This is a genomic window from Bradyrhizobium archetypum (assembly GCF_013114835.1).
Taxonomy (GTDB): domain Bacteria; phylum Pseudomonadota; class Alphaproteobacteria; order Rhizobiales; family Xanthobacteraceae; genus Bradyrhizobium; species Bradyrhizobium archetypum.
Genome location: NZ_JAAVLW010000006.1, coordinates 467,640 through 479,758, shown reverse-complemented (window position 1 = coordinate 479,758; position 12,119 = coordinate 467,640). Strand labels below are relative to the sequence as shown.

General features: G+C 62.6%; 13 protein-coding genes. 7 read left to right on the top strand and 6 right to left on the bottom strand.

Annotated elements, in window-relative coordinates; genetic code table 11:
• Positions 1-2: 2 nt before the first annotated feature.
• The 3 genes from HCN50_RS22480 to HCN50_RS22470 all read right to left on the bottom strand — a co-directional run bounded on the left by HCN50_RS22480 (position 3) and on the right by HCN50_RS22470 (position 1,988).
• Complete coding sequence (locus HCN50_RS22480) at positions 3-524, bottom strand: DUF4142 domain-containing protein (protein ID WP_171711902.1); 522 nt, start codon at positions 522-524, stop codon at positions 3-5.
• A 238-nt stretch (positions 525-762) separates the two neighbouring features.
• Positions 763-1,446, bottom strand: coding sequence for an RNA polymerase sigma factor (locus tag HCN50_RS22475; RefSeq protein ID WP_171711900.1), 684 nt, complete (start codon positions 1,444-1,446; stop codon positions 763-765).
• Between the two features lie 176 nt (positions 1,447-1,622).
• On the bottom strand, positions 1,623-1,988 hold the full coding sequence (locus HCN50_RS22470) for a nuclear transport factor 2 family protein (protein WP_171711898.1): 366 nt from the start codon (positions 1,986-1,988) through the stop codon (positions 1,623-1,625).
• Between the two features lie 253 nt (positions 1,989-2,241).
• On the opposite strand from HCN50_RS22470, the gene HCN50_RS22465 reads away from it, so the two are divergent.
• On the top strand, positions 2,242-3,387 hold the full coding sequence (locus HCN50_RS22465) for an alpha/beta fold hydrolase (RefSeq protein WP_171711896.1): 1,146 nt from the start codon (positions 2,242-2,244) through the stop codon (positions 3,385-3,387).
• Positions 3,388-3,453: 66 nt separating this feature from the next.
• Here the strand turns inward: HCN50_RS22465 and HCN50_RS22460 are convergent, their stop codons facing one another.
• Together HCN50_RS22460 and HCN50_RS22455 are read right to left on the bottom strand one after the other, a co-directional pair.
• Positions 3,454-3,804 carry a RidA family protein gene (locus tag HCN50_RS22460; protein ID WP_171711894.1) on the bottom strand — a complete coding sequence of 117 codons (351 nt, stop codon included), beginning with the start codon at positions 3,802-3,804 and terminating at the stop codon, positions 3,454-3,456.
• A gap of 145 nt (positions 3,805-3,949) precedes the next feature.
• Positions 3,950-5,608, bottom strand: a complete 1,659-nt coding sequence (locus tag HCN50_RS22455; RefSeq protein WP_171711892.1) for an FAD-binding dehydrogenase — start codon at positions 5,606-5,608, stop codon at positions 3,950-3,952.
• 288 nt (positions 5,609-5,896) lie between these two features.
• On the opposite strand from HCN50_RS22455, the gene HCN50_RS22450 reads away from it, so the two are divergent.
• The 6 genes from HCN50_RS22450 (at position 5,897) to HCN50_RS22425 (ending at position 11,463) form a co-directional block, all read left to right on the top strand.
• Positions 5,897-6,367 (top strand): hypothetical protein, encoded by a 471-nt coding sequence (locus HCN50_RS22450; protein WP_171711890.1) that lies wholly within the window; start codon positions 5,897-5,899, stop codon positions 6,365-6,367.
• A 216-nt stretch (positions 6,368-6,583) separates the two neighbouring features.
• Entirely contained in the window at positions 6,584-6,709 is a 126-nt protein-coding gene (locus HCN50_RS34290) for a hypothetical protein (protein WP_283812108.1), read from the top strand.
• Between the two features lie 20 nt (positions 6,710-6,729).
• Positions 6,730-7,320 carry an SCO family protein gene (locus HCN50_RS22440; RefSeq protein WP_171711887.1) on the top strand — a complete coding sequence of 197 codons (591 nt, stop codon included), beginning with the start codon at positions 6,730-6,732 and terminating at the stop codon, positions 7,318-7,320.
• A 92-nt stretch (positions 7,321-7,412) separates the two neighbouring features.
• Positions 7,413-8,330, top strand: coding sequence for a transporter substrate-binding domain-containing protein (locus HCN50_RS22435; RefSeq protein ID WP_171711885.1), 918 nt, complete (start codon positions 7,413-7,415; stop codon positions 8,328-8,330).
• Between the two features lie 171 nt (positions 8,331-8,501).
• Positions 8,502-10,145: a lysine--tRNA ligase gene (locus HCN50_RS22430; RefSeq protein WP_171711884.1), complete on the top strand. Its 1,644-nt coding sequence runs from the start codon at positions 8,502-8,504 to the stop codon at positions 10,143-10,145.
• 535 nt (positions 10,146-10,680) lie between these two features.
• A complete protein-coding gene (locus tag HCN50_RS22425) occupies positions 10,681-11,463 on the top strand; it encodes a class II aldolase/adducin family protein (RefSeq protein ID WP_171711882.1) in 783 nt (260 codons plus the stop codon).
• 65 nt (positions 11,464-11,528) lie between these two features.
• On the opposite strand, the gene HCN50_RS22420 is transcribed toward HCN50_RS22425, so the two are convergent.
• Entirely contained in the window at positions 11,529-12,116 is a 588-nt protein-coding gene (locus HCN50_RS22420) for a mismatch-specific DNA-glycosylase (protein ID WP_210265042.1), read from the bottom strand.
• Positions 12,117-12,119 lie beyond the last annotated feature (3 nt).

The window sequence follows — 12,119 nt, the reverse complement described above, 5'->3', positions numbered from 1 at the left end:
TCCTACTTCAGCTTGGCGGCGACCTGTTCGGCGTGCTGCTGGTGGCCCTGAAAAATTTTCAGGCCGGTCTGCAGCAGGCTCTTCAGCTCGGCATTGCTGGCTGACGGAATCAGTTGCGTCTCCAGCGCGCCGTTCACCGCCTTGTGGTAGGCAACTTCGTTGGCGACATAGGCCTTGTCGTAGTCGGCGCCTTTCAATTTGTCGAGCTCGGCGAGCTTCTCCGTGGCCTGCCTCGACAGCGTCTTGCTGGTGTCGTTGTCCTCCGGCGTCACATTCAGCTTCTTGACGAGATCGAGCGCCTGCTTGTTCACGGCCTCATGATCACGCACCATGTCTTCCGCGAACGCCTTGACGTCCTTGTTGCTGGCTTTCGAGATTGCCTGCTTGGCCGCGTTGATGTCGATGACGCCTGCGGTGTAGGCGATATGGGCGATCTGCGGGTCGGTGGGCTTTGTGCCTTGCGCCACTGCGGCGCTACTCAAGAGGCTCAATGCGGCGACCGCTGCGCTTAATCGAATGAACATGATCTGACACTCCTGTGGCGCGGCGGAGAGCCGCGCGTTATTGATGCACAGGCGTTGGATGGTCAGAATGCGCGGAGGTTCCCAAGAAATTGAGTTCGTCGCGCCATTCGGGCCTGCATGGTTTGAGACGCGCGGCCTCGCCGCGCTCCTCACCATGAGGATTACTAACAGGCCTCATCCTGAAGAGCGCGCTTGCGCGCGCCGAAGGACTGAAGGCCAATGCTATGCGACGCTTTACCTAATACCCCAGCCGCTTCAGCACAGCGTCCGTCAACCTTTCGCAACGCTTGCCGGCAAACGGAAACGCCTCCATCACGACGGGGCCGATCTTCCGCTCGACGTTGTCGCGCAGCATGGTGCGGGCGCGGTGCAGCCGGCTCTTTACCGTTTCCTGCTTCAGCCCAAGAATTTCGGCGGTCTCTTCCACGTTCATCCCCTCGATGACGCGGGTGATGAAGACGAGGCGGAACGCTTCCGGCAGTTCATCGATGGCGTGTTCGACGACGGCTTGAATTTCACGCTGGGCCATGGATTTTTCCGGATCGTCGGGAGCGGCGAGAGGGAACGGGATGATCTCAGCCTCCAGCGCGCCTTGCGGCAATGCGTTCAGTTCGACAGCGGGCCGCTCGCGGCGCAGCCGACCGAGCGCCTCGTTCATGGTAATCCGCGACAGCCATGTCGACAGGCTGGAATCGCCGCGAAAGCTTTCCAGGTGCGTGAAGGCACGGACGTAAGTCTCCTGCACGACGTCCTCCGCCTCGCCGTCGTTGCGGAGAATGCCGCGGGCGAGGCGATAGAGCCTGCGATTGTTCGCCTGCATGATGGCGCGAACCGCCGTCTCGTCGCGGGCCAGCGCGCGGCGCACGAGCTCCGTATCGCCGGTACCGAGGGGCGGGACGTTCGGTCTGTGGGCCTGACGCATGATGTCCACCAATAATAGGCTATTGGGATTGGATGCGGCAGAGCGAAAGAGGTTCCCAGAAATTTGTGGGGTGGGCGGCGAACCCACCCGACGCTGCTAGACCTCACCCTGAGGAGCCGCGAAGCGGCGTCTCGAGACGGCGCTTATGCGCCTCCTCACCATGAGGGTTAGGACCATTACGCCCCCGCCGGCACCTGGTCGAGGAACCCGGTGATGCTGCGGATGCGGCCTTCGCTGAGGACGGCAAAATCCGTGCCCTTGATCGGGCTTTCGCCGCCCCCGGGACCCAGCCCCCAGGAAAAGCGAAGGTAGTCGCCAAATCCATTGGCCTCGCCGATCAGGCTGAACTTGAAATCCGGAAAGCGCTGCTGCACACCTGCGATCATCGCGTCGACGCCGTCATGGCCGTCGGCGGACATCAGCGGGTCGACATAGCGGGCATCGCTGGTCCAGTTCGCGGCCAGCATTTCGCGCCGGCGGCCTGGCGTCCGTTCGTTCCATAGATCAATGTAGCTGCGGGCGATCTTGTTGATGTCGGTCATCATGCACTCCGTCGGTTACGCCGGATTCATCGGCTGACCGATCATCGAAAAATCGCGAGCGCCAATCGATTACCTCGGAGGTCAAGAATTTCGATTTTTCTGGCGCGGCAAATTGAGGCGGAGGGGAACACGGGGCTGGGGCCTGAAAGGGATTTGGCGTAAAAGCATGATCTGGACCTCGTTGGTTCTTGATCAGATCAATGCTTCTCTCCTGCGTCCCAATCATTGTGGGACGATCAATCGGTGAACGGGTGTGGCAGAGAAAACCAAGACGCCGGAGCAGCATGGGGGCGCCGACTGGACGCAGCAGCCGTGGCTGTGGCCGCTCGAAGCCACGCGGTTGGCGCTGAACACCTACGCGCAATGGCTCGCCGATCAGGAGCCTAAGCCTTCCCCCGCGCCGGACCAGCCGCCGCTGGCCTGGACCACGCCGAACGTGGTGACGCTGCAACTTCCGTCGATGCGGTTGCGGGCGTTTTCGCAACGGAAGGCGGGACAGCAACCGGTTCTCGTCTGCGCGCCCTATGCGCTGCATCGCGCGGTTGTCGCGGACTTCGCGCCAGGCCATAGCCTGGTCGAGGCGTTGCAAAAGAGCGGCGTGAACGGCATCCACGTCACCGATTGGTGCTCGGCGACACCGCAGATGCGCTCTCTGTCGATCGACAATTATCTTGCCGATCTCAATGTGGCGGTTGACGAGATCGGCGCGCCGGTCGACCTCATCGGCCTGTGTCAGGGCGGATGGCTGTCGCTGGTCTATGCCGCCCGCTTTCCCGGCAAGGTGCGCCGCATCGTGCTCGCCGGTGTTCCTGTCGATGTCTCTATGCCATCAGGGCTTTCGAAGATGGTGGCCGCGCTTCCTCGCGAGGCATTCGAGCAGATGGTGCGGCAGGGAGACGGCATCGTCAGTGGCGAGCACATGCTCAAGCTCTGGAACATTCCGTTCAGTCAGCATGAGGTGGAAGCCGTGCTGCAAAGAAATCTCCGCGACGGATCGGACGAGGCCCGCACGCTGCTGGATCGCTTCAAGCGCTGGGATCGCGAGGCGTTGGATCTGCCGGGAGCCTATTATATTGAGGTGACCGACCGGATCTTTCGCCAGAACCAGATCGCCGAACGACGTTTCGTCGCGCTCGGCCGCCGGATCGATCTCGCCGAGGTTCGCGTGCCGATCTTTCTGCTTGCTGGAGATAACGACATCGTTGTCCCGCGCGATCAGGCGTTCGCCACCGCTCACCTGTTGGGCACGCAACCGGCGTGGCTGGACCGGGCCTCCGAGCCGTGCGGCCACCTCAGCCTTTTCATGGGGCGAAAAGTTTTGAGCCATTCCTGGCGCCGGATCGGCCGCTGGCTTCAGGCCGACATTGGCGACGTTGCCGGGACAAGGGCCAGTGCCTGAGGCGCAAATGAAAACGCCCCGGATCGTGCCTGGAATCCGGGGCGAGGTTTCTTGCGGCAGACGGCCTTACTTCGCCGCGACCACCATGATCTCGACATTGTACTGTGGTGCGGCGAGCTTGGCCTCGACGGTGGCACGCGCCGGCGTGTTGCCTGCCGAAACCCAGGCGTCCCACACCGCGTTCATTTCGCCGAACGTCTTCATGTCGGTGATATAGATCGTTGCCGACAACAGCTTCGACTTGTCGGTGCCGGCTTTGGCAAGGTGGCCGTCGATGATCGCAAGGATGTCCTGCGTCTGTTCGGTGACGCTCTTGCCGGCGGCGCTGCCGGCCACGACGCCCGCGAGATAGACGGTGTTGCCGTGGACGACGACCTGGCTCATGCGAGGTCCGGTTTCGAAGCGCTGGATGGTCATGTTTTTCTCCTGATAGGGGACGGCGGCTTCTTAGCGCGCGGATGTCTTTTGCGCCACTGCGTTATTTGCATCGAACCTCGTCACGTCAGGGCATAGGCGAGCGGAAGCGACGCCGTCCTTCAGACGGCTGTGACGAGAAGGCGTCTCACCCCGCCGCCTTCGCCGCGGCTCGTCCCGCATTCCTCCCCGAGAACAGGCAGCCGCCGAGAAAGGTGCCTTCCAGCGAACGGTAGCCGTGCACGCCGCCGCCGCCGAAGCCGGCGGCTTCGCCAGCGGCATAGAGTCCCCTGATGATCTCGCAATTGGTGCCAAACACGCGCGACTCGAGATCGGTCTCGAATCCGCCCAGCGTCTTGCGGGTAAGGATGTTGAGCTTGACCGCGATCAAAGGACCATGTTCGGGGTCGAGAATTTTGTGCGGCTTTGCGGTGCGGATCAGCTTGTCGCCGATATAGCGCCGCGCATTGTGCAGGTTCATCACCTGCGCGTCCTTGACGTAGGGGTTGGCGATCTCGCGGTCGCGCGCTTCGATCTGTGCCTTGATGTGATCGAGCTTGAGCAGCTCGTTGCCCGCCAGCGCGTTCATCGCGCTGACGAGGTCGGCGAGATTGTCACGCACGATGAAATCGGCGCCGTTTTTCTTGAATGCCTCCACCGGCGCCGGCGCGCCCTTGTTGGTGGCGCGCTTGATTGTCATGCGCCAGCTCTTGCCGGTGAGATCCGGATTCTGTTCGGAACCGGAAAGCGCGAACTCTTTCTTGATGATGCTCTGGGTCAGGATGAACCAGGAATAATCGTGGCCGGTCGACATGATGTATTCGAGCTGACCGAGCGTGTCGGAGCCGGGGAAGAGAGGCGCGGGCAGGCGCTTGCCCGTGGCGTCGAACCACATCGAGGACGGGCCGGGCAGGATGCGGATGCCATGGCGCGGCCAGATCGGGTTCCAGTTTCGGATGCCCTCGACGTAATGCCACATCCGGTCGCGGTTGATCAGCCGCGCGCCGGCGGCCTCGGTGATGCCGATCATGCGTCCGTCGACATGTTCGGGTACGCCGGAGATCATGAATTTCGGCGGCTCGCCTAGGCGCTTCGGCCAGTTCTGTCGGACCAGCTCGTGGTTGCCGCCGATGCCGCCGGAAGCAACGATCACGGCCTGCGCGCGAAAGCTGAAATCGCCGATCACCTTGCGCGAGGAGCTCTTGCCGCGCTCGACGCTGTCAGGTTCGAGCACCGAACCGCTGACGCCCTCGACCGCGCCGCCTGTCATCATGAGTGTGTCGACGCGGTGGCGGAACTTGAACGTTAACCGGCCATTTTTTTGCGCTTCGCGCGCGCGGCGCTCGAACGGCTCGACGAGACCAGGGCCTGTGCCCCAGGTGACGTGAAAGCGCGGCACTGAATTGCCGTGACCCATCGCGTCATAGCCGCCGCGCTCGGCCCAGCCGACTACCGGAAAAATACGGTGCCCCATCGCGCGCAGCCAGTCGCGCTTTTCGCCGGCTGCAAACGCGACATAGGCTTCTGCCCATCGCTTCGGCCAATGGTCGTCGTCGCGGTCGAAGCCCGCCGTGCCCATCCAGTCCTGCAATGCGAGATCAAGCGAATCCTTAATGCCGAGCCGCCGCTGTTCGGGAGAATCAACCAGGAAGAGTCCGCCGAACGACCAAAAGGCTTGTCCGCCAAGGCTTTGCTCACCTTCCTGATCGATGACGATGACGCGCTTGCCGGCATCTGCGATCTCTGTCGCCGCGACCAGCCCCGCCAGTCCAGCGCCGACCACGATTACGTCTGTGACCTCAATCATTGTTTCCTCCCCCGTGCCATTTTTGATTCAAGCTTGCGTCTTCACGTGCGGTCAACGGCAAACCGGTTCTTGCCTGTGGCCGCATCGCCACCTCGGCGAGAACAGCTTGTTCCAGATTGGGACCTTTACGCGCGGAGGGTGCAGCGGCCAAGCAACACTTAATTTGAATTTGTTTTGAGCGGCTGTGGCTGCCTAGACAAAATCACGATCTCAAACGACGCTACATTCCGTCATGCATCACAAAGACGATCAGATTCGGTTTCGACATTTTTCGACTGGGGCTGGGATATGAAGTTGGTGACGGGGTTGCTTGCCGGCGTGCTGCTGCTGGCGGGAGTTGGGGCGAGCCAGGCAGTGGTGCGGATAGCCGATGACCGCGGCGGCAGGATCGGCACCTATGTCGACCGGTACCAGGGCCTCCGTTCGTCGGGCGAGACCGTCATCATCGATGGCCTGTGCGCTTCGGCTTGTACCATCGTGCTGGGTGCGGTTCCTCATGATCGGATCTGCGTGACCTCGCACGCCAATCTTGGCTTCCATGCCGCCTGGGATTTCGGTGCCAACGGCCGCGCCGTCACCAACGCCGAAGCAACCCAGATGCTCTATTCGATGTATCCGCCACCGGTCCGCAAGTGGATTGCAGCGCGCGGCGGCCTGACCCAGCGCATGCTGTTCCTGCGCGGCAAGCAGCTGCAAGCGATGTACAAGCCCTGCTATCTCGACGCCCAGGCCTCCTCCAACAAGCCGGCATCGCGCTAAGCGTGCCAGGCAGCGACGTCGTGGCCGGGCTTGTCCCGGCCATTTGCTTTTGGTGCGCCGTTTGCCCGGCATGCCTCCGCAGGACGTGATATGTCAGGCGCGGCCATTCCGCTTGCCTGCCCGGGGAACTGACCCTATCTGAACGCCATGGTTCAGCCGATTTCCACGCAAGCCGGAATGATGGCGGCGACCCCGCGTCAGCGCAGGGTGGCATCCATGATCGTTTGGGGCGCTGCCGGTCTCGGTGCGCTAGCCGTGCTTGGCGCGGCCGCATTGTGGTTCCATTACGGCACCACGGTGTTTTTCGAGATGATCTCCGCCGGCATCTCGGCCTGCTTCTGACGAGCGAAAAGGAATCGACGATGGACCGGACGATCCGCCCGCTGGTGATTATCGCTGCCTTCGCTGCGAGCCTCGCGGTAGGACTGGCAGTCATGCTGTGGGCACTCGGCGGCTTGCGAACTGTCACGGCGCCGGCTGCGATCGGCGGGCCGTTCCAACTGACCGACCAGGCCGGCCAGACCGTCACCGATCAGAATCTAAAGGGCAAGCCGACGCTGATCTTCTTCGGCTTCACCCATTGCCCCGACGTCTGCCCGACCTCGCTATTCGAGATTTCCGAAGTCCTGAAGGCGATGGGGACGGATGCCGACAGGGTGAACGCGTGGTTCGTGTCCGTCGATCCCGAGCGCGACACGGCCGCCGCGATGAAAGACTATCTTTCCAGCTTCGATCCGCATCTCAAGGGGCTGACCGGTACGCCGGACGCGGTGGCGAAAGTGCTTTCGGCCTACCGGGTCTATGCCCGGAAAGTGCCGCTCAAGGACGGCGATTACACCATGGACCATACCGCGCTGATCTATCTGATGGATCGCAACGGCAATTTCGTCGCGCCCTTCAACCTGAAACGGACGCCGGAGGAAGCCGCCAAGGATTTGAAGCGCTATCTCTGAGCGACAGCCGACCGGCCGGAAGCCGAAAAACGGTCCTCGCGTCGCGGGCCGGATGGTCTATAAGGCCTTGAAATTCCGCAAACCTATTGCCGATGCCATACCCTACTGCCCCGTTAACCAATGCAAGACTGCATCGAGCCATCGGCGGCCGGCTGGCCTGCCTGTCGCTCGCGTTCGCATTGATCGTGGCCGGCGGTGTTACGACGCAGGCGCAGACCCAGCCCCGCCCGGCGGTGGAGGCGGCGCCGCAGGCGGTGCCCGGCTTCTGGGACCCGCGGCGGCGTCCGGACCGTCCGGACATGTCGCGCCTGACTGTGATCCGGTTCCTGACCGAGACCGATTACCCGCCCTTCAACTTTACCGGTCCCGACGGCAATCCCGCCGGCTTCAACGTCGATCTGGCACGCGCGCTGTGCGATGAGATCAAGATCTCCTGCACCATTCAGATGCGCCGGTTCGAAACGCTGGTCGACGCCGTCACCAGCAACCGCGGCGACGCCATCATCGCCTCCATGGCGGTGACGCCGGCCTTGCGCGCCCGGCTCGATTTCACCGATCCCTATTATCGCGCGCCGGCCCGCTTCGTGTCGCGGCGCGATGCGGTGATGCCGGAGGTCCGCCCCGAATATCTCGAAGGCAAGAAGGTCGGCGTCATCGGCGGCACCTCGCACGAGGCCTATCTGAAGGCGATGTTCACCGACGCCGAGATCAAATCCTACCCCAATGACGACGCGCTGCGGCTGGCGCTTCGGCGCAGCGAGGTCGACTTCATCTTCGGTGACGCGATCTCGCTGGCATTCTGGATCAACGGCACCGATTCGGCCGAATGCTGCGCCTTCTCGGGCGGGCCTTTCGTCGAGAGCCGCTATTTCGGCGAGGGCATCGGCATCGCCGTACGCAAGGGCAACGATCTGTTGCGGACGTCGCTGAACTGGGCGCTGTTCCGGATCTGGGAAAAAGGCCGCTTCACCGACCTGTGGCTGCGGTATTTTTCGATCAGTCCGTTTTAGCGCTGTCATTCCGGGGCGCGAAGCGAACTACGGGGCGCCCTTGCGCCCCTGAGAATCTCGAGATTCCGGGTCTGGTGCCTACGCACCATCCCGGAATGACGGCTTCATCGTCATTTTGCATTTTGCCGCGGAAGCGCTAGTTTCCGCGGCTTCCGGAGAGAGCCTCTAAAAATGTCCGTTATCGACCTTGCCGCCAGCCCGAGCGATTTGCGCGCGCTCGCCGAACAATCCAATGCCTGGCCGTTCGAGCAGGCCAAGGCGATTGTCGCGCGGCTGAAGAAAAACCCGAAGGACGAGGTGCTGTTCGAGACCGGCTACGGTCCGTCGGGACTGCCGCATATCGGCACCTTCGGCGAGGTCGCGCGCACCACCATGGTGCGCCATGCTTTTCGGGTGCTGACCGAGGACAAGATCAAGACGCGGCTGCTCGCGTTTTCCGACGACATGGACGGCCTGCGCAAGGTGCCGGACAACGTGCCGAACAGAGAGATGCTAGCGTCGCATCTCGGCAAGCCGCTGTCGCGGATACCAGATCCGTTCTCCAACGAGTACCCCTCGTTCGGCGCGCACAACAATGCGCGGCTGCGCGCGTTCCTCGATACTTTCGGCTTCGACTATGAATTTGCGAGCTCGACCGACTATTACACTTCAGGCCGGTTCGACGCTGCGCTGCTGCGGATGCTGGAGCGGCTCGAAGCCGTCATGAAGATCATGCTGCCCAGCTTACGCGAGGAACGCGCGGCGACTTATTCGCCGTTCCTGCCGATCTGCCCGCGCACCGGCATGGTGCTGTATGTTCCGATTGTCGAGCATGACGTGAAAGCCGGAACGGTCTCCTACGATGATCCCGAGACCAAGGAGCGCGTCACGGTCCCCGTCACCGGTGGGCATTGCAAGCTGCAGTGGAAGCCGGACTGGGCGATGCGCTGGTTCGCGCTTGGCGTTGACTATGAAATGGCCGGCAAAGATCTGATCGATTCGGTCAAGCTGTCAGGCAAGATCTGTTCGGCGCTCGGCGGCACGCCGCCGGAAGGGTTCAACTATGAGCTGTTCTTGGACGAGAAGGGTCAGAAGATCTCGAAATCGAAGGGCAATGGGCTTACGATCGACGAATGGCTGCGCTACGCCTCGCCGGAATCGCTGTCGCTGTTCATGTACCGCGAGCCGAAGGCGGCGAAGCGGCTGTATTTCGACGTGATCCCGCGCAATGTCGACGACTACCAGCAGTTCCTCGACGGCTTCACGCGGCAGGATGCCAAGCAGCAGCTCGCCAATCCGGTCTGGCATATCCATTCCGGCAAGCCGCCCAAGGCCGACATGCCGGTCACATTCCAGCTCTTGCTGACGCTGGTGTCGTCGTCGAACGCGGAGAACGCCGAGACGTTGTGGGGCTTCATCGGGCGCTACCGCCCGGGGGTGACGCCGCAGACCCATCCGAAGCTCGACGCGATGGTCGGCTACGCCATCAACTACTACCGCGACTTCGTGGCGCCGACGAAGCAGTTCCGCGAGCCGACTGAGGGCGAGCGCGCCGCGCTGCAGGATCTGCGCGATGCGCTGTCGCAATTGCCGCCGGGGTCGAGCGCGGAAGACATCCAGAACGTGGTCTACGAGATCGGTCGGCGCGAGCCGTTCCTCGACCAGGTGAAAAAAGGCAAGGACGGCCGGCCCGGCGTCTCGCTCGACTGGTTCAACATGCTCTACCAGGTGCTGCTTGGCCAGGAGAAGGGCCCGCGCTTCGGCTCCTTTGTCGCGGTCTATGGCGTGTCGAATGCCGTGAACATGATCGACGGCGCGCTGGCAAGGAGTGCGTAAGCACTCTCCATCGTCGTCCCGGCCTTGAGCCGGGACCCATAGCCACAGCTCTGCGGGTTCGCAACAGCTGGGCCACATCCGATGTCGCACCCGACGTTAGTGGTTATGGGTCCCTGCGTTCGCAGGCGGACGCCGGGACGACTAGGACGATCACACCGATTGCGGCACGTAGCAGCAGTTGTCTTTTTGCGCTGCCGCGCATTCATCGGATAGAGCTTTGCAAAACCAGCCGCATCGTTGGCCGCAACTTGAATCGGCTGCGACTCTACCGATCTGCGGCATCTACAGCGGCTCCCCGCTTCGTCATCCCCGCAATGCTCTTGCTCTACCAATAGCTTGTGCGGTTTCCGGTTTCTCGGCGCGCCATCTTCGGAATGCTCCGTCGTTCCGTCCGGCCGATGCGGGCGCCACGATCATTTCCCGCAACGCGTCATCGCAAATGGAGATAGTAGGCCCGCGCCAATTTCAACCAACACCGGCCCCAAACTGCGCTACAGTATTGTAAACAGCAACAACCGCGATAGGGAGGGTACCGATGCAGTACCGGGTTTCGCCGCAGACGCTCAGCGAGTACAGCGCCGAGGAATGGCAGGCGCGGGTCGATCTCGCGGCCGCGCACCGGCTAGCGTTCATCCAGGGCTTTTCCGAAGGCATCTTCAACCACCTGACCTTCGTGGTGCCGGGCAAGAGCGACCGCTACTACCAGATCCCGTTCGGCACGCATTGGTCCGAGGTCACCGCTTCCTGCTTCATGGAAGTTGGCATCGACGACGGCGAGGTCAAACGCGGCGAGGGCGAGGTGGAGCGTTCCTGCTATTGCATCCATGCGCCGATCCACAAGGCGCTGCCGCAGGCAAAGGCGGTGTTTCACACCCATATGCCACACGCCAGCGCGTTGACCCGGCTCGAAGACCCTCGCATCAAGGAGATCGGCCAGACCGAGGTCGGCCTGTCGGGCGCCATCGCCTATGACGATATTTACACTGGCCCGGCGCTCGATCCCGCCGAGGGCGCGCGGCTCGCACAAGTGATCGGCGACAAGACCGTGCTGTTCATGGCCAATCACGGCATCTCCACCGTCGGCGCCACCATCGCCGAAGCTTATGACAAGCTGTATTACGTCGAGCGCGCCGCCCAGGTGCAGATCTACGCGATGTGGACCGGCCAGAGGCTCAAGCAATTGCCGGCGCCAGTGGTCGAGAAGACCCGGCGCGACTACATGGACGATCATCTCTACAAGGGCCCTACCCCGGCGCAGCGCCATTTCGCGGCCTTGCAGCGGATGCTGGATAGGAAAGAGCCGGACTACGCGACGTAATACTTGGTCGTACCTGCGAACGCAGGGACCCATACGCCGCGGCGGAAGGGGCAGGCGGGGAGACACTACTGTTCGCCGCGAGCATTTGTGGTTATGGGCGCCTGCGTTCGCAGGGGCGACGCTGCGGGTGATGTTAGTGGCTCGCCCGCGGCGCCAGCCGCTCTCACCGCATCCGCAAACCGGTGCCAGACTTCCGGCCGCCAGCTTCCATTGGCCGCGCCCGAGGTCGACGGCAGTATCCACACGCGGGTATCGCCGATCAGCTCACGCTGCTCGCCATAGTCGCGCCTGGCATCGAAAAATCTCTGCCCGGCGGTCTTGCTGGTGAATGCGAGAAATCGCGGGCGAAATGTCGCGATTGCCTCGCTCAGCCGGGTGCGATCCGCAACCGTCAGTTTTGGTAGCGTCGCACGGTCCATCCCGGCACCCGCTTTCACCAGATCGGTCAGGCCGATCCCATGCTGCAGCAGGCTGCGATATTGATGTGGCGCTAGCTGCTCGGGTGTCAGCTTCGTCTCGTGCAGGATCTTCCAGAATTTGTTTTGCCGGTGTGCGTAGTACGCCCGCTCGGCCGCGGACGTTGCCCCGGCGGCGGTGCCACACAACACGATGCGAAGGGAATGTTGCAGCAGGTCGCTGAGCACGTCGGTCACGAG